The following is a 16,859-nucleotide window of genomic DNA, read 5'->3' on the forward strand; positions in this document are numbered from 1 at the left end:
TTTTGCAAATACGGCTTTCGTTACTGCCTGCTCAACTAACCTTTTAACCTCAGACAGATTTCGGGTACGTCTTTTACCTGCAGTAATAGCCTGTCTGAGCAGATCGGTTGACTGGCGAAGATCTTCTGCTAGAACACGAATCTCAGCGTTATGTCCCTTGAAGCACACACACACACACACACACACACACACACACACACACACACACACACAAACACACACACACACACACACACACACTCATAAAACGCTTCCGCTTGCGACTTCAGTGCCGAGATTGTGCCATTGAGCTTGACCGTATCACAGACACGTTCGACTTCATCCAGGCGTGCGTTGAGCAAAGTACTCAATGTCATAAGTTTCGTTCGATGCTTCATTTCTGGAGATTCAAGCAATAGCATATGTTGCAGTCGGTCGTTAGGTGACGCGTTAGATGGCAGAGTCGGAACTCCTGCAGGTTCAATCGACTTTCCTCCTTTCATTTTATCCAACTCAGATAGACAGTACATCAAGGGGATAGCCACTTGGATTAACGCCACTGGATGCTGTTGTAAACGCCACAAGATGCTACGAACAATCGAGTCACTCAGAAGTTGAGTATCTGTTTTGGGCTGGTGAAACTCATCAATCGCTTGCAACCCGCTCTGACCTAACGTCAACGCTTTCTGAGCGATAATATTTGCTTTGCTTTTGATGCTGGACGTTTCTTGCTTAGACAGAGCAACTTTTTGGGTGAACCATTCAGTGATCGAAGGATGCACCGTTGATTTTGTCAAAGGAGGACTCCAAGTGGCATGGATCTCTCCTCTTGAGCGCTGTATATCTTGCAGTTTTTCCAATTGTTGCTGTAAGGTTTCCATACCACTTTTTAAACAGCAGGTTGCTTCCTTTAACAGAGTGTAAGTGACATTTAAATAAGCTGCCGCTCCCTCATGACGAACTGTTTCAGTTTGACGCCCCAAGAGCGGAGACAACTTTTTGATCTCGTCATCTATTGTTTGGCAAGTGCATTTAAGCTGCGCCAATTGTTCTTCCAACTCAGCTTGAACTCTTGCCTTGTGCAATTGATGCCAATCCAGAGTCTCCTTTAATCCCATCAATTCCTGGGCCTCTGGTTGATCAAAAGTTCCGGACATCAAGGTATCTTGACGACCTTTCCCTTCAGGTATAAGAGGGCCGGCGCACTGGGTGCGGTACGTCAGTGATTCGAGAAGGTGTCGCTCTACCCGTTGTTTAATGCACTCCAAATCTCGATGGAGAACCACATTTGTAAGTCCACAAGCAACAGCTACCATAGCGGCGAGACTCGCGTCGAGACGGCGGACTAACGCCTGAGCGGTTTTGCGACTTCCCATGTGTTCTGACGATTCAGATACTCCCTGTATGCCCAGGATGCCCGCCATTGGTGGCACGGTCGTTTGATGTACTTTAGGAACTTGCCTTTTTACCCATTCGGTTACCTGGGTCTCAGTCAGGCACTCAATTTGCTTTCGAAGTCGACGTGACAAAATTTCCATCTCGCGCTGTGCATGAGGCTCAAACTTATCTCCGTGATCACAGAGCACTTTATCTAATTGGTCGACATGCTGTTGTAATAAAGTTCGCTGTGAAAAATCTACCTCAGGCATTGCCGCGTTGTAACCGCGCGCACGATATTCTTTTGCCACAGGTAATGTGGGCACAATTACATGCTCAAATACCTTGTTCAGCTTGGAAAGTAGAGGACCTTCATCGTGTTTTTCGGGGCCCGAGGGAAAGTTTGGTGTTGTGCCAGAGGATGAAGGTACCTGATCTGACAGGTGTGTTTGAATAGGAATCATAGAGTGTTCATTGCCTAAACTAATGGAGCCCACGCGAAAAAAACAGGGCTTAGAGATAAAGGTTTTGTCTGCATGACATAAGACAAGCATTTAGAGCGGGTCAAACTACTATGCCCCCGTTTTATCGAATGCAGGGAAGTCTAAGAACTAGGGGGACTTTACTATTGGCGGTCATTTCTCAGTGTGTAGGCCGTTGGCGACAAGCCAAGCAGCTTAGCATCAGTATTATGGTCAAAATTGCCACTGCGCCACCATTGTCACCACCGTCGGACGATACTGGTCCTCTGGCGTCTCCGTAGCTGTGGTAACCATTATGGTCACCGTTTGGATCAAACGTGAGTGCCTGACCGTAAGTCACAATGCTGTTTATCCACGATTCGTAATAGGCGATTTCAGTAAACACACTGTACTGTTCTTTGAGCTCACACCGCTTGTAACCATATGACGTGATACCGATTTGTTGAACACGCCCTTGCCCATTGGTATAGAGAAGCCCTCCACCGCTATCACCAAAGCATGTTCTCCCTCCATATTGTATGCACATCACTTCTGGGTAGTTTCTCTGCCCTAAAACACGTTCACATTGTTGTTGGCTACGCAAATTGGCTTGGCTCATTAGCAACGTGTCCGGCTGACTACTTTGGTCATCAATATCTCCCATGCCGATAATAACTCCAGTCGTCTGCTGGTCATAACTGGCTTTGTCCACCATCGTAGCAATTGGCATCGAACGCACGTTGTCGACAATCGGGTGAGCCAGCTCCAATATTGCAATGTCGCCATAATAATATGCGTCAATCCCAAACAATTCGTACACATGTACGGCTCTGATTTCCTTCACTTCGTCTCGATAGACATCCCCACGAGAGAAGTTTTTGACCACCACTCCGCTCTTCTTCAAATCCAATTGTTTCGCTCCTGTCAGGTGATCTTGAACACAATGCGCCGCCGTCAGAATAAAATGGGAATTAATGATCGAACCCCCACATATATCCCGAAAGAACATTGGTGCAGGGAAAACCACCAACCGGGCGTGAAAGTTGTATGTATCCGGATCCGCCACGGTTCCATCAATAATAAAAGGAGCAACCAATTCACTTCTTAAGGCTGGGGGAACCTCTGTTGCACTATCCGGACGCGTAGCAAAAAGACGTACCTCATCGCTTGGATTGATCTGTTCATTACTTACCTGTGCTTGGGTGTTTAAAGATAATAAACCTGTGAACAACAGTAACCCTGGAAACTTCATCACTTTGCCTCTTTGTTTCGGTCATTATCACTAGTAAGTAGGCAAGCGAGGTGTTCGGTTCCATATGAATACGAAAGACATCAATGTTGCGATGCCCCTTGGTAGGTAAGTTTATCGATTGGGAACGGATTGCTCCGGTTTGCCACTGAATGTAAATGACAATACCAAAACAAAGAGATCTTCTATGAATTCATGCGAACCTAAGGTTTACTCCTTCTCTTCTGATACGACGGTCACCCAGCAGACATCTGCCAACTGCGAAGCTCAATACGTCATAAGAGCAGCACAAGTTGAACAGTTAGACGTACTCAATGAACTCCTGTGTGCATTACATGAAGAGCATCACAGCAAGTCGCCTTGCACTTTTAAGAGTGGTAAAGACGCAGTAAAAGCAAAGGACATCGCCTACTATCTCGTTGAACCCAACCATTTCGTTTATGCAGCCATCCACTCAAACCAAATCGTCGGATTTATAACTGGCCGGGTATATATACTCAAATCCGCGGCACTCCAATCTAATTGTGTAGGCAATATTGATGAAATTTATACCCTCCCTAAATTTCGCCGCCTAGGTATTGCGCAGGCATTAGTACGTCGACTTGAAACCTCCTTTCTTCAACATGGTGCAACTCATGCGTATCTAGACGTCTGGGCGCAAAATAAGCCTGCTCTTTCGTTTTATGCCATGCAATCTTTTACATCACACACCTACAGTTTGAAAAAAGTATTGGTAGACCAACCGTGATATGAGTTCCCTTGCTACCTTCATCTTAGTATCGTATTTCCCCCTGTAATTAAAGGTTGCTGTCGTTCTCAATCGCGACTTGCCAAAAGTCGTCTGAGAAATGTGTCGGCTGCTCCCGCAGTGTTTCGTCGATCCACACCACAAGATGCTCTGACGTGGATAAAGGTCGACGACATTTGTCATAAGTACACAAATCCTCTGGATTTGCCGCACACCCAGCTATCAACATCATAACCATTGCAATGATAGTACCTCTTGCTCGATTCATTACGTTCCTTTGGCTTTTACATGCAATTCGGGGGCTTTCTGAGTTTCATTTGTTTTGCTCGGTTTTGTGACAACAAAAATCTCTGCCTTCTCGCCAGGCTCTAGCAAGGTTGAAGGCCAAGCAGAGACCGCCAACACACCTTGACTCGCACAATTTTTCTCATCATACCGTTGACGCCCTGATGATGGGTTATAGATTGTCCCAGCTATAATATTAAACTCGGGCCCAATGTACTGATCATCTTTTGCAAACTTTGTCAAAATGACGTCTTTACGACAGTGCGGCTCGGCCAGTTTGCCTTTTTCAAATCCATTGGGGATGTAGCCTTTGATCAAGCTTCTCAATGCATCTCCAACGTCCACCTTCAGTGCTTCTTGCTTACCGTGTCGGCGGCGCTTTATTTCTTCTTGAGCGTTCGCGACAACATCCCGATCTTCGTCAAATTGAACGTAGTCTTTTACGTCTTGAGTCATCGAGCTGTCGAGTATCCTAGGGGTTAAAATGAACAGTCGTACCCGTTTGGTCCTAGCCTCTTTTTGAACCTGAAACAAGCTACCCAGTAGCGGAATATCGCCCAAAACTGGGACTTTGCTCGTGCTCCTCGTGTTCTCTGACACATTAAATCCACCAAAAACCAAGGATTGTTCGGGGGTAACCAGAGCTTGGGTGCTGATCGTGCTTCGGTTCACTGACGGTGTTTCTTTATCTTCTTCTTCGAAAATATTGCCGTCCTCAATATCGACATTCAGTTGGATTGTCGTTTTGCCCCCACCAGTGAGTATGCGTGGGACCACTTGCAGCCCCGTTCCCGCCGTTACTTCCCTCACATCGACCACTCGTTCTCCTTCGGTTTGGATAAATGCCGTCTCACTTGAGTCAATCACAGCGGGCTGATTGGCCATTGTCAGCACAGATGGATTAGCAAGAACGGTTGCTTTCCCTTTCATTTCAAGTGCTTGAAGCTCAGCATAAAAGCGGCCTTTGTCTTGGATGAATAAGGTAGCAGTCTGCACCCCTCCTTGAGGCATCATCGACCCCAAACTAAAGTCATTCTTTTGATATCCCCAATTCACGCCGATCTGTGACAACTGTTTTCGCTCAATGTCGAGAATAATGGCATCAATTTCGACCATACGACTGGGCTTATCCAGCTTCTCAATTAGACGTTGATACATACTTCTTTTGGCTAGGTCATCATAGATCAAGACACTATTACTTCGTACATCAGCGCTAACGTTATTCACTGAATTCGTCTCCGGGGCACGGCTTCCTCCCATGATATACGGGGAAATATCCATCTGATCGCCCCCTTCAATGGACTGTGTCTGACGAAGGATCCGCTCTTGGTTGAGGTTGTATAGATGCTCTACCTCATTCAACGCTGGGTTGCGGTCTTGTGACAATAACTCTTTGATTAAGCTTGTAACGCCAGGGATAACGATATGCTCGTTTCGGTAACGCACCTCTCTGTCGGTCACAGAGGCATATTTAAGCGGAAAAACCATCACTTCTTGTTGTTTTTTGGACTTTTTCTTTTTGTTCATTGCTCTCAGAGAGGGGCGACTGAACTTCTTGACCAAATCAACATATCTTTTGGGGCCGGACACCAATACTATCCCTTCATCGGGTAATTCTCCCCAGCCAAAGCGGGGATCCAGCAAGCCGATGTTTTCTAAGGCCAGCTTCAAATCATGCGTGGAAGACTCCGCCACGTCCAATCGATACACTTGATGATCTTGGCTCTCTGTGATGTACAACGTGTTACTATACAAAAACCAGTTAAACCCATATTCAAGCCCAAGCCGATTCAAAAATGCCGCTGCACTGTTGGTACGAATTCGGCTGTTTACTTTTCCCGATAGTTTCGTGTCAATGACTAATTGAACCCCAAAACTACGCGCAAAATCTTTCAATACTTTACCGATGAATACATCATCAGCTCTATAGGAATATGGGCTTTGTCGGAAAGTCCCCTGAGGTTTCCCTTGTACTTGGCTGGTCCCAAAACACATAAACAACATGAGTACAACAGCCAACAAGGTTCTGCTTGAATAGTTCATACGCTAGACATTACCCATGCTCATATGAGCGCGAAAGTGAAAACGATACTGATCACCTACCTAGCCCCTATTGAGGTGTAGCTCGGACTTTTATCTCTACACGTCGATTTTTTTGGCGGCCGTCTTTAGTTTCATTTGAATATTTAGGGGACAACTGCCCGGCGGTGGAAGCAGTAATGAGCTCTGATGAATAACCGATTGCCACCAAATACTCTTTCACTGCATTGGCTCGTTTGAGCGCTAGAGCCTTGTTGTTCGCGCGATTCCCTGTACTGTCGGTGTGCCCTTCTACCCTCAATGGAAGCGGCTTTTGACCGATTGTCCCCATCAATTGATTAAGCTGCTGTTTCGCTCGTGCCCCCACTGTAAATGAATTTAGCCCAAAATACACAGTGGACACTCGATCACTGTTCGTATCCAGCGGCTCATAGCGTGTATAGCTATCACAGATACTTTCTTGTGTTTGAACGCGTTTCTTTGACGCCAATCGGTCTCGAGTCGAGTGACCTGCTTCGACCAGAACTACAACGTTTTCCTCCGAGTTTAGAGCGACTCTTTTTTCCGATTCTAGTGATATCTGATATTCATACTCGCCAGAATCCGTCATGCAGACAAATGTCTCTTCTTGTTCTTTCGCCCAAACCCAAGGCGTCACTATGATGCACATAGCGATAGTAAGTTTTTTCATCAATTAATCTCTTCTCGTTGCCAGATGGCCGACTTCTTCTCTGATCAAAAACATGATTTGTTCAAATAATTCATCGGTATTTTCAGCTTTAAATACATTATCTTCGCCTACGCAACGTACCATGGCAGGATTCATGCTCGGTTCGAAATCAAATCCAATAAATGCCAGCCGAGCAGATACATCACGTCCATTCGCGGAGGGTCGCCCCTCTAAGCGACTAATTATGTCTCGACACATTCCTGCGTTTACCAGTCCGTTAGTGTGGTTCAAATTGTTATCCTGACCGTCACTGATCACAATCAATATTTGCCGATTGTTACTACCATGATCTAGTAGTCGGGCACCACTCATCACCGCTTGGTACGAAGCCGTCCCACCTCTTGCGGTAAATCTATCAACCGTACGATTAAAAGTTGAATAATCATCAGTAAGGGGCACATCATGAAAGCCAGCAGAATTACTGATGCTTGGTGGCCGACAGGACTTCGTTTCCCACATTCGTGCAACTGTCCTACTGTAGTCCACCACACCTAATAACCCCTGCTTCTCTAGATTATTTACAGCGCACAACTCGTTCCTATAGGTCAACGCGTTAAACCCAGACACGCCCACGCTGCTGTTATAGCGTTGAGAGTCGAAATTGTAAGGTGCAAGTTCAACTGTCACTTTTTCTAATATATCGATCAAGTCGCGATATTTAGGCTGACTACCCCCAGTCCAAGGACTTGCCATAGAGCCTGAAAAATCCGCAGCAAATACGATATCAACTGCATTACTTTGATATTTTCTGGCTTTAGCTCCTCCTTGAGAACGCCACACTTCTGGTACTTCTACCTCAGGGGAGCCTCCACCAAACCAAGGCGTCTGATCTGCGGAGACTCTAACACTGTACTGCGTATATCGTGCTTCTCCTCGACCGGAACCCTGACGGCACTCAGGCATATCGTCACATTCCAATCGTTCGATACCCAATATAGTGACGTCGCTGTCCTCAACAGGTAAGTACTCTTCGATATAGGCTTGCACAATCGTTTTATTTTCATCCGACATAGCATGCTCATCATCTCGAGCTGAGAGCGCCAAGGCAGCCGCCTCTGATGCATCTTCTATTCTGGCTTTTGACTGTATCGCACGCGCACCATCGCTCCCTAAGGCGAAGACACCAAATAAAAGTGGAATGAGCATGGCAAACAGAATAGATGCATGCCCTTGTTGTTTATGATGCATCACTTACCTCCCGATCAAGATGGATGAGGAACTCACAATCTGATATTCCTGTCCTAACAAACTGCCAATCCAGTTATCGGTCTCATAACAAATTGTCACGCGGTATAACGGGGCTTGTCGGTCCCAAGTCGTCAACACCGATAAGTTATCTAGTCGTTCTAGACCATTGGGTTGACAGGCTGCCGGACCAAATCGGTCAGTATGTGCTTGAGGGTCATAGGTTCGCGCTTCAACTACCACTGCCAACTTATTTGAATCAAACGCACCGACCGTTCGAGACAAGGAATTGGTCGCGATGTTGGACAAAACCAAAGCGTCCTCTTGAGTGATACTCAGTCCTGCCTCGTACAACTGCGTTCGCTCTTTGAGAATGTTGACTAAGGAATAAGACAGTCTGTCCAGTTTACCTTTTGTTGACATTTTTATGATGATGTCACCGCTGAATGCCCACACAAAGCTCAACATGACACCTATGAGGGCAAATTCAACCGTAAAGCTTCCCTCTTGTTTAGATTTCAAATGCATCACGTTCGTATTCCTGAATCACTATGGCTTCTCGGCTGAAAATGTTACTGGTATCCAAGAAATAGCTGGAGAATGAGTAAAAGTCGTAGTCAATGCGATACACCGCAATCGCTTGCATTGTCTCATTTCCACATTCAAACACCACTTCCCCATCGGGCACTAGGCAAGGCTTTTCCAATTGCTCTAACTCTCCCACCGAGTCAAGGTATTGTATCGACAGTTTAAATTGACTAGGGTCGACCAGACTGCCCCACACACTAGACGCTTCCGACAAAGCCTGTGTAAACACTTGGCGGTAATCTTCTGCCTGTACCTTGGATTCACGTACCGACTCAGACAGCACCACATCACATACAGCAGACACGAACGACATGTAGCTCATCTCTACCCAACCCATGCAGATTGCCCAAAACAGCATAAACCCGAGGGCAAATTCGACGGACGCGACGCCTCGGATACGGTGTAGACTGACTCTCATCTGCTCTCCTCTCCATTATATGCACGTATCCATTTCGCAGGTTGAACCGAACTCAACACCTGATATTTCTGCGCAATCTCTCTATCCGAATATTGGGGCCTTAAGACTTTTCTCATTAAATTGATGTCTCCGTTTTTCACCAACGCGAGGACCAAGTTTGCTTCTACTTTCTCATCCGCTTGCCCATTGACATACAAAGGCAGCAACATATCAATAGCCCGCTCAAATTTTCCTTCCAACAGATACAGCAATGCTAAGTTGTTTTTAACCTTGACATCGTCATAGAGGTTTTTACGCGCTACATGAAAGTAATGTCGTGCTTCGTAGATATTGCCCTCTTCCGCGTATATCACACCGATCAAATTGGCGATCTCTGCGTCTTGTTTGTTCATCTGAAATGCTTGAAGTGCTGATGACAACGCTGCATCGCTGTTACCCATGGCTAACTCAGCATTCGCCTGTATAAACAACCAATTAGTCTTCACTTCATCGTGTCCCCAGCTTTCCCATGACACTTGCTCAGTCACCATATCCCAAGGAGAGCTGCTCGGCTGCTTTTTACGCGCTGTCTGCTCATTAGTGCTCTGCGTCAGTGGCCTGATGGTGAATAATGCTGAGTCCGGGTCACCATAGTCTAAGTAGGCTTGAGCGAGTTTGGCACGTATTGCCGAATGTTCCGAGTCCTTAAGTTGTGCCTTGTAGAAGTCAATAAGGCCCGGATAATTTTTTGTTTTGATCAGCATACTTTCCTGAGCTACCGACTCATTGAAGTTGGAAGAAGCACTGCAGCCCGAAATAATCACCGTCAATATCAATCCAGTCAGTTTATATTTGGCCATACATCAACCTCATGATGCCGGGTGCTGCGATCAAGATAACTATCGGTATTAGAATAAAAAGAATAAGCGGGACAGACATTTTGGCGGACAACTTACCAATTTTTTCTTCAAGCGCTAACACTCTCACCTCTCGGATATCGCTTGCTAAATTGTTCAAAACTGAGTAAATCGCACTGCCGTATCGTAAACTTTGTTTCAGTGTCATAACAAAGCTACGTACTTCCGTTGCTGGAAAGCGTTGATAAAGCTCATCTAGAGCTTGATCAAGGCCAACTAAACGTGAGCGCTCGTTGACGATGTTCATGGTATGCCCCAGATCTTTGTCTAGTGCAGATAATTCTGACGAGAGGTATTGAATAGAAGCCTCCACAGTCATTCCGGTCTGAACACACATCGCCATCAGATCCAATAAGTAAGGCAGTTGATTCGAAATCTTGTCCTGCAAAACCTTACGCCGGTGCTCAAGATACAAATCGGGAACGACGATTACGGCTATTAACCATAATGCAATGATGGCGAGCTGTTTCATGGAGGTAATACCAAGCGTTGAACTGTAAAGGGCGACAACTCCTACAAAAGCCGTGGTGTATTTTACGGGCAGGTAAAAGCCTGCCCAGCGATTGTTGTAGATGCCAGCTCTCTCAAGTTTCTGCTCCATATCGCCGTTTTCCTGGTACAAAAAGCCATACCAGCGAGTTTCTCGGTTTAGTTGATCCTCTTCATGTGCAACACGATCTGCCGCTCCTCCAATGGATAAGGCGCGAAATTTCTTCTTCTTAGCCATAGTCTTGAAGAACAGCACCCCCAAAAAAAGCACGCCAGCTGAGACAGCAACTAGTGAAATAAAAAGAACTATTCTTTCCATTTATCTCACTCCTTTCATTAAAAGCCAAATCAGCCCCATACCGATGCACTCACTTATCATTACGTAATACAGGACTGGGCGACCGTCTGGGTGAAACATTACGAATTCAAAATTGTCTGGGCTGATGTATTGCAACAGAAACAAGAAGAAAAAAGGTAACGCGCCAACAATCTTTGCAGAGACTCTTGCCTCAGAGGTCAAAGCATACTTTTTCTTCTCAATAGCCCTCGCAGAAAACATTACGCGATTCAGTTTCGCAACAACCTCTTTAATTTGCCCACCTCGATCAATATTGGCCCGCATCGTGATGACAAAGAAATGGAAAGAAGGGTATGGAAAGCGTTGACACGATTTACTGAATACCGCGTTCGTCGACTCCCCCATTTGTAGACGGTCGCCCATTTTTTTAAACTCCTTACCTACAGGGCCATCCAGCGTACGACCGACGAATATAAACGACTGCATTAACCCTTCCCCAGCACTCACAGCACTGGCCAACATCGTCAAGGCATCCGGAAAAGCCTCCTCAAAATGTTGTTTTTCTCGGGCCTGCAACCAGTTCATACCAAGCAACATAAAAATGAGGTTAATACCTATAGAGAAAGCTACTTGATGCACTCGGAAGTACGTTTGATTGACATAAATCGAAACCACAAGCCCTAGGATAATAATCGCAATAACTTTCAGTGCTGGCTGACTGCCAAGCTGATAGTAAGAACTGATTACTCGGCTTTTGCCTTGTTGCAACCAACTTGTTTCTTCTAGCGTTCTGAGATCGATCGCTTGACCCACATCCCCAACTAATTGACTCACGGAGGAATGGGAAACATCCTTGAAATATTGTCGTCGTCTTCGAGCTTGTAACAGAACGGAGAGCAAAAAGAACGCCCCACCTAAAATCATCACCAACGACAAAAACATCAATTCAACTCCCTGTTAAAGATCGCGTTGAGCTGCTCAGACAAACCAAAAAATCGAGCTTTCTCGGTCAAGACAGAGCGTTGAAGGAGTCCATGCTCGATAAATTCACCTTCAATTTTGCCTTCCGAATTATCCGATTGGTACAAAGGTTGAAAGCGGAAGATTTCTTCAATCACCACATTATCCCCTTCAATGCCAACCACTTCTGAGATACTGGTTACTTTTCGGCTACCATCATGCAGTCGACTGGCTTGGATCACGATATCGACTGCGCTAACTATCGTACGTCGAATGGCTTCTAAAGGGAGATTGGTATTGGCCATCATCACCATAGATTCAACTCTTGATAATGCATCGCGGGGTGTATTCGCATGCAAGGTCGACATCGAGCCATCATGCCCCGTGTTCATAGCTTGAAGCATCTCGAACGCTTCCCCGCCACGGCATTCGCCTACAATGATTCTGTCAGGGCGCATACGCAGAGCATTGATCACCAAATCGCGTTGCGTTACAGCACCAGTTCCTTCAACACCAGACACTCGTGTTTCTAATCTTACGACATGAGGCTGGAGCAGTTTTAATTCAGCCGCGTCTTCAATTGTAACAATGCGCTCTGTTTCATCAGCATATTGTGACAAGGCATTAAGCAGAGTGGTTTTACCTGAACCTGTGCCGCCAGAAATCAAAATGTTCAAGCGGCATCGAGAAGCAATGATCAACAAATTAGCCATTTGAGGAGTCATCGCACCAAACTCTACCAATTGTGACAAGTCGACACTTTGTTTACTAAATTTTCGGATTGACATTGATGTGCCATCCAATGCGATTGGTGGGATCACCACATTGACACGACTTCCATCCGATAACCTCGCATCGCATGTTGGTGAAGAGTCATCAATACGACGTCCTACCTGGCTCACAATACGTTTCGCAATAGTCAGTAACTGGGTTTCATCGATAAATGACACCGTAGAGGCTTGAATTTTTCCACCGCGTTCAATAAAGACGCGATCAAAACCATTCACCATAACGTCACTGATAGAGTCATCATCAATCAAAGCCTGCAGTGGCCCCAAGCCACGAAGCTCATCGACTAAACGTTTGACAAAATCCGCTCGAATGATTTCAGCTACCGACCAACCATTCTTCTCAATTAATACGTTCACGGCATCAGAGAGTTGTTTTGCCAAGTCGTCTTTTGAAAGCGAATTGACCGCCTCAGCTTCCAGGGCATCAAAGATCTGTTCTCGGACAGACAAAAAGATCGCGTGATTGGTACTCATGAACGATTCCCCAATATACGCTTCAATGATAAAGAAGGTTTCCTACTGACCGGACTGAGGCCTAAAATAGCCCTTGCCAATGCTTGGATAGGCGACGGTAGTTTTCCCTTCTGGTTTAAGATATCTTCGTGATCAATGAGCATTTGCATGAGTCTAGCCTCAAATGGTATGACCGTATCTACTGGTACCTGTAGCACCTGTTCTATGTCTTGTAATGTAAGAACATAAGTCGATTCTGGCTTGGTGTGATTAACCACAGATAAAATTCTGAGCGCTCCATTCTGCTCCTTTAGTTTGTTACGGATCTTCGCCGCTTCACGCAGTGATTCAATGCTTGGCTCTAGCACTAATACCACTATGTCAAACTCCTTGGAAAACAACTGGACATCACCTAGAGAGGCTAGGCCATATAGAACGTCCTCAATGATGAAATGACACGCAGTCCCAATTTGGGGATATAGACTGCGGTAATACTCTTTGAGCTTGACGCCGTCCAATTCAGATGATTGCATGGCCAACACCGACAGACGGGGCGCTACTTTCTGTGCGAGACTCATGGCTGATCCTGCATCCATAGCCGAACTTAAACTTCCCGCCGCCAACTCACGCTTTGAAAAGTGTTTGAGCCCCATTAAGACATCCAGGTTCCCCGCCATCATACTCTGGTCAACAAGGACACAGTGGCTGTTGTGTGCTTGCGATAAATACTTGGCCAGCAGTGTCGCTACTAAAGTCGCTCCATTCCCTCCTCGTGTCCCAACCACAGCGATACGTTTCGCTTGCCGACGTAAGTCATTGTCTGTGGCGCTCACAAGCGATTTTTGAGCTTTCTGAACGCTATCGATAAAACTTACCTTATCAGTGCTGAAAAACGTATAGTGGTAACCCAGCATATGCATATGACGTTCTACCGATATTTTATCTTCACAGCCCACCACCAAAATACCCATCTCGGTTGGAAGAACATGAGACTTAGAAGCAATATCTTGCATAACATTCGTACTTTCCGTCAGATCCAAGACTAAGAAACGTACCTTGGCACTCGCCAATTTGTATTCAAGATCTATGTCATGTAACGAAAGGCAATCAGGTTCCGTCAGCCCTTCAAAACGATAGGCTTCTTCGACAAATCCGCGAAAATCTTCAGACCCGTAGACCAAAAGAGACTGTAGGCCTCGTTCACCTGACTCCGCGCTGTCCTTACTTTTAAGTAACTCAACCAGTCCTGCCATTACGTCAATCTCCTATCATCTTTTGAGGGTTGACCATGCTGCTCCAGCGCAATGTTTCAAGAGTACAGCCATGCTCGTTTTCGCCTAGGTTGTATACATCATCTTTCTCACACTGCTTAGCGCTTATCATGTAACTCGTTGAAGAAAACGTAAAGTCTGCCCCAGATTTTGACGCCGAAGCTTGGCTCAAGTGAATTAAGCCCGCGTCCACTCCTTGAGCAAGGAGCGCTCGCTGAATGCTCTTGACCCATTCTTTACCCTTTTGCGTGTGCCAGATTAAATCGGCGCCTTGGGTACTGATAGTTGACCAATGCAGGGCTATAAAGTCTGCCGCAACTTGATCAGCAAACGAGTTTTCGGTTGGGCTTACAGTGATAGCGTCTGTGACGGGAGACAAAGTCAGATCAGGTCCATATCTTGGCGGAACCGTCTGCGCACAACCGGAGGCCAACACCAGGAGCCCCATCAAACACATTAAGTATTGCCTCATTGTTTGAACCCCCCATTGTCGAGCAACATCTCCGTGCTCTCTATTTTCTCTTCGTCATTTTCCCAAGAGAACATTCTTTTCAGCGTCGACGTTCTGTTGATCGTTGGCAATGAAATAGTTGAGGTCTCAACGGGTTTCACGAGATTCACAGTCGCGACGATAATCAATTCAGTTTTGTTTCTCTCAGTTTCTGCATTGCGGAACAAGGTACCCAGAATAGGAATGTCACCAATAAGTGGTATCTTACTGAGCGACTCCATGTCTTCGCTGCTAAGTAATCCCCCTAGGACAAAACTTTGTCCATCCCCCAACTCAACCGTTGTTCTCGCTCTACGAGTCTTTAAAGCTGGTAAATCGTAGGTGTCATTTTCATATTGCGAGTCCAAAGAGCTCACCTCAGGGACCAACGACAAGGTGATTTTGTTGTCGCGTTTAACTTTCGCCATCAACTCCAATCGCACACCAAACTCTTTGTAGCTAACCGACGAGCCTCCATCGATTGTCGTGACAACAGGTAACTCACCACCCACCAAAAAGCTTGCACTTTCTCCTGACGTTACTGATAAATTAGGTTCTGCCAGAACGCGGCCAACACTTTCATTGTCAATAGCATTAATCATCATCAAAATATCGTCTGCACTGAACGCATTGATGGCGTTAACAAACACACCAGAACCCGGGACTTGGCCTTTCGAAAAATAGGACACCCCAATTTGTTCCAGAGCTTTTTGCGAAACTTCTGCAATCGAAACTTTAACGTTAACTTGTTTGGTTACCACGACCTCAATATTATTGACTACACCGTCATATTCACGTCGCTCCATAAACTTCATCTCATAAGATTCGTCTTCTGTCTCTAGCTCAAACTTTTGTCGATTTGCTGGCTTTTCCAACATTTCACCTACTACGATGTAGATCTCATCCTTCACCTGCTCACTGGATACCGTTCCACTCAATACCACCTGCTCTCCAACGTAATATGCGTTTACCTGAGCGTTAGGGTAATGGTTACGTAGATAACGTTGGATGGAGTCAGCACTCTTATTCACTTGAATTCTACGGCTTAAGATGGTGTTACCTGATTGATCAAAAACAATCAGCGAGCTCTTCCCTGTAGACTTGCTATAAATAACTACTTTATGCTTATCAATCACTTGGTAATCTGCAACCGCAGGATTAGACACAAAAACTGTGCCTATTTCTTGTTGTGTGGCGAATGGGCGCGCATCGCCTTCCGCCATCGGCAGGTACTCACTTGCCGCCACAGTAGTCGCGACAGAGAGCAATGGAGAAAGCGCTCCGGTGAATAGTTTTTTTAACCACATGTGTGATGCATCCTTAATTAATCGTGGTTTTGTCAGCACGGAGCTCAACGATAGAATCAAAGTCATGCAGAATATCCCCTGCATCTGCTTGATATTCGGACATGTCAAACTGACCAATCGATTTTTGAATTTCGAGAGTAGCAATACGTTTGGCTAAGGTCAGTGTCACCGCTTGTTTTCTGTCCATTTCAAGAATAAACGTTGTGGCTTGGGGCTGAGTGTCGTCCTTTTTTACCTCCGTTTCCACACGGAGAACTTTAATGGCTGCAAAAATAGGGGTGACCGAAATAGCGCCCTTAACAGGCTTACTCGCAAGAGCAACTTCTTGGTAAGCGTCTTCACCATTCAGCCCAGTGAATGCCAAAATATCAATCAGGTCCCCACTTTCAATAGCGGTGCCGACAATGTTCTCTGTTACCACTGTCAATCGGTAAGGCATCTTCCCTTCTGCAAGTATGAAGTCGACATAGTCAGCATCATCCGGTCGTATAAAGTCATCAGCAGTGACCAAGGTGCCTTCCGCCATATTCGAGCGGAATAGCATCCCAGGAACAATGCTCAATGAAACATCATCAACATACCCTAACTCGTTAGCCTCATTTTCTTTCATCCTGCGCACCGATAACTGCTCCCGAGTCAGTTCTTGTTTTGCTTTGGCTGGCTCTTTAAGCTCCCATAGCTTAACGTATCGTGTAGGGACCACTTCGGTAGCGTCTGTTGGTTTAGGGCTCAGAACTGCAGAGAGCCCATAAGCACCGACAAGAATAGAGAAACTCGCCAAAGAAATAATAACTTTGTTTTTCACTGCTAGTCCTTAATAAGTTCTAAGGCCATTTCAATCTTT

The 16,859-nt window shown here is 45.8% G+C and carries 17 protein-coding genes; 1 reads left to right on the forward strand and 16 read right to left on the reverse strand.

The features are described 5' to 3' along the window. Window positions 1-128 precede the first annotated feature (128 nt). Together VIC_RS26795 and VIC_RS05470 are read right to left on the reverse strand one after the other, a co-directional pair. Window positions 129-1,820 carry a hypothetical protein gene (locus VIC_RS26795; protein WP_039951313.1) on the reverse strand — a complete coding sequence of 564 codons (1,692 nt, stop codon included), beginning with the start codon at window positions 1,818-1,820 and terminating at the stop codon, window positions 129-131. A 178-nt stretch (window positions 1,821-1,998) separates the two neighbouring features. Next, the gene (locus VIC_RS05470) at window positions 1,999-3,069 is read right to left on the reverse strand and encodes a S1 family peptidase (protein WP_006958367.1); all 1,071 of its coding nucleotides are present in this window, start codon (window positions 3,067-3,069) and stop codon (window positions 1,999-2,001) included. A 184-nt stretch (window positions 3,070-3,253) separates the two neighbouring features. Here VIC_RS05470 and VIC_RS05475 point away from each other — a divergent pair, with 184 nt between their 5' ends. Next, window positions 3,254-3,814, forward strand: a complete 561-nt coding sequence (locus tag VIC_RS05475; RefSeq protein ID WP_039951316.1) for a GNAT family N-acetyltransferase — start codon at window positions 3,254-3,256, stop codon at window positions 3,812-3,814. 49 nt (window positions 3,815-3,863) lie between these two features. Here the strand turns inward: VIC_RS05475 and VIC_RS05480 are convergent, their stop codons facing one another. The 14 genes from VIC_RS05480 to cpaB form a co-directional block, all read right to left on the reverse strand. Then, the gene (locus tag VIC_RS05480; protein WP_006958368.1) at window positions 3,864-4,082 is read right to left on the reverse strand and encodes a hypothetical protein; all 219 of its coding nucleotides are present in this window, start codon (window positions 4,080-4,082) and stop codon (window positions 3,864-3,866) included. After that, window positions 4,082-6,142, reverse strand: coding sequence for a type III secretion system outer membrane ring subunit SctC (gene sctC, locus VIC_RS05485; protein ID WP_006958369.1), 2,061 nt, complete (start codon window positions 6,140-6,142; stop codon window positions 4,082-4,084). The genes VIC_RS05480 and sctC overlap by 1 nt, the downstream gene beginning before the upstream one ends. Window positions 6,143-6,209: 67 nt before the next feature. Then, entirely contained in the window at window positions 6,210-6,830 is a 621-nt protein-coding gene (locus VIC_RS25975; protein ID WP_050778592.1) for an OmpA family protein, read from the reverse strand. A 3-nt stretch (window positions 6,831-6,833) separates the two neighbouring features. Beyond that, window positions 6,834-8,057 (reverse strand): vWA domain-containing protein, encoded by a 1,224-nt coding sequence (locus VIC_RS05495; RefSeq protein ID WP_006958370.1) that lies wholly within the window; start codon window positions 8,055-8,057, stop codon window positions 6,834-6,836. A gap of 3 nt (window positions 8,058-8,060) precedes the next feature. Beyond that, window positions 8,061-8,582 carry a tight adherence pilus pseudopilin TadF gene (gene tadF, locus VIC_RS05500; RefSeq protein ID WP_006958371.1) on the reverse strand — a complete coding sequence of 174 codons (522 nt, stop codon included), beginning with the start codon at window positions 8,580-8,582 and terminating at the stop codon, window positions 8,061-8,063. Continuing rightward, window positions 8,566-9,060 carry a TadE family protein gene (locus tag VIC_RS05505; RefSeq protein WP_006958372.1) on the reverse strand — a complete coding sequence of 165 codons (495 nt, stop codon included), beginning with the start codon at window positions 9,058-9,060 and terminating at the stop codon, window positions 8,566-8,568. The genes tadF and VIC_RS05505 overlap by 17 nt, the downstream gene beginning before the upstream one ends. After that, window positions 9,057-9,899: a tetratricopeptide repeat protein gene (locus tag VIC_RS05510; protein ID WP_006958373.1), complete on the reverse strand. Its 843-nt coding sequence runs from the start codon at window positions 9,897-9,899 to the stop codon at window positions 9,057-9,059. Before VIC_RS05510 ends, VIC_RS05505 begins: the two co-directional genes overlap by 4 nt. Then, the gene (locus VIC_RS05515) at window positions 9,886-10,764 is read right to left on the reverse strand and encodes a type II secretion system F family protein (protein ID WP_006958374.1); all 879 of its coding nucleotides are present in this window, start codon (window positions 10,762-10,764) and stop codon (window positions 9,886-9,888) included. Before VIC_RS05515 ends, VIC_RS05510 begins: the two co-directional genes overlap by 14 nt. Beyond that, complete coding sequence (locus tag VIC_RS05520; RefSeq protein ID WP_006958375.1) at window positions 10,765-11,685, reverse strand: type II secretion system F family protein; 921 nt, start codon at window positions 11,683-11,685, stop codon at window positions 10,765-10,767. Further along, window positions 11,685-12,968: a CpaF family protein gene (locus VIC_RS05525; RefSeq protein WP_006958376.1), complete on the reverse strand. Its 1,284-nt coding sequence runs from the start codon at window positions 12,966-12,968 to the stop codon at window positions 11,685-11,687. The genes VIC_RS05520 and VIC_RS05525 overlap by 1 nt, the downstream gene beginning before the upstream one ends. After that, a complete protein-coding gene (locus VIC_RS05530; RefSeq protein WP_006958377.1) occupies window positions 12,965-14,200 on the reverse strand; it encodes an AAA family ATPase in 1,236 nt (411 codons plus the stop codon). The genes VIC_RS05525 and VIC_RS05530 overlap by 4 nt, the downstream gene beginning before the upstream one ends. A 4-nt stretch (window positions 14,201-14,204) precedes the next feature. Further along, a complete protein-coding gene (locus VIC_RS05535; protein WP_157622075.1) occupies window positions 14,205-14,690 on the reverse strand; it encodes a hypothetical protein in 486 nt (161 codons plus the stop codon). Further along, window positions 14,687-16,015 carry a type II and III secretion system protein family protein gene (locus tag VIC_RS05540; RefSeq protein WP_006958379.1) on the reverse strand — a complete coding sequence of 443 codons (1,329 nt, stop codon included), beginning with the start codon at window positions 16,013-16,015 and terminating at the stop codon, window positions 14,687-14,689. The genes VIC_RS05535 and VIC_RS05540 overlap by 4 nt, the downstream gene beginning before the upstream one ends. A gap of 13 nt (window positions 16,016-16,028) precedes the next feature. Then, the gene (gene cpaB, locus VIC_RS05545) at window positions 16,029-16,820 is read right to left on the reverse strand and encodes a Flp pilus assembly protein CpaB (protein WP_006958380.1); all 792 of its coding nucleotides are present in this window, start codon (window positions 16,818-16,820) and stop codon (window positions 16,029-16,031) included. Window positions 16,821-16,859 lie beyond the last annotated feature (39 nt).

Source organism: Vibrio coralliilyticus ATCC BAA-450, from assembly GCF_000176135.1.
GTDB classification, from domain to species: domain Bacteria; phylum Pseudomonadota; class Gammaproteobacteria; order Enterobacterales; family Vibrionaceae; genus Vibrio; species Vibrio coralliilyticus.

What these genes read in the sequence shown, in the direction of transcription:
- VIC_RS05505 (WP_006958372.1), bottom strand. Translation starts at nt 9,060, where the DNA reads ATGAGAGTCAGTCTACACCGTATCCGAGGCGTCGCGTCCGTCGAATTT.
- VIC_RS26795 (WP_039951313.1), bottom strand. Translation starts at nt 1,820, where the DNA reads ATGATTCCTATTCAAACACACCTGTCAGATCAGGTACCTTCATCCTCT.
- VIC_RS05470 (WP_006958367.1), bottom strand. Translation starts at nt 3,069, where the DNA reads ATGAAGTTTCCAGGGTTACTGTTGTTCACAGGTTTATTATCTTTAAAC.
- VIC_RS25975 (WP_050778592.1), bottom strand. Translation starts at nt 6,830, where the DNA reads ATGAAAAAACTTACTATCGCTATGTGCATCATAGTGACGCCTTGGGTT.
- VIC_RS05535 (WP_157622075.1), bottom strand. Translation starts at nt 14,690, where the DNA reads ATGAGGCAATACTTAATGTGTTTGATGGGGCTCCTGGTGTTGGCCTCC.
- VIC_RS05530 (WP_006958377.1), bottom strand. Translation starts at nt 14,200, where the DNA reads ATGGCAGGACTGGTTGAGTTACTTAAAAGTAAGGACAGCGCGGAGTCA.
- VIC_RS05480 (WP_006958368.1), bottom strand. Translation starts at nt 4,082, where the DNA reads ATGAATCGAGCAAGAGGTACTATCATTGCAATGGTTATGATGTTGATA.
- VIC_RS05515 (WP_006958374.1), bottom strand. Translation starts at nt 10,764, where the DNA reads ATGGAAAGAATAGTTCTTTTTATTTCACTAGTTGCTGTCTCAGCTGGC.
- VIC_RS05540 (WP_006958379.1), bottom strand. Translation starts at nt 16,015, where the DNA reads ATGTGGTTAAAAAAACTATTCACCGGAGCGCTTTCTCCATTGCTCTCT.
- VIC_RS05525 (WP_006958376.1), bottom strand. Translation starts at nt 12,968, where the DNA reads ATGAGTACCAATCACGCGATCTTTTTGTCTGTCCGAGAACAGATCTTT.
- VIC_RS05510 (WP_006958373.1), bottom strand. Translation starts at nt 9,899, where the DNA reads ATGGCCAAATATAAACTGACTGGATTGATATTGACGGTGATTATTTCG.
- VIC_RS05520 (WP_006958375.1), bottom strand. Translation starts at nt 11,685, where the DNA reads ATGTTTTTGTCGTTGGTGATGATTTTAGGTGGGGCGTTCTTTTTGCTC.
- sctC (WP_006958369.1), bottom strand. Translation starts at nt 6,142, where the DNA reads ATGAACTATTCAAGCAGAACCTTGTTGGCTGTTGTACTCATGTTGTTT.
- tadF (WP_006958371.1), bottom strand. Translation starts at nt 8,582, where the DNA reads ATGCATTTGAAATCTAAACAAGAGGGAAGCTTTACGGTTGAATTTGCC.
- VIC_RS05495 (WP_006958370.1), bottom strand. Translation starts at nt 8,057, where the DNA reads ATGCATCATAAACAACAAGGGCATGCATCTATTCTGTTTGCCATGCTC.
- VIC_RS05475 (WP_039951316.1), top strand. Translation starts at nt 3,254, where the DNA reads ATGAATTCATGCGAACCTAAGGTTTACTCCTTCTCTTCTGATACGACG.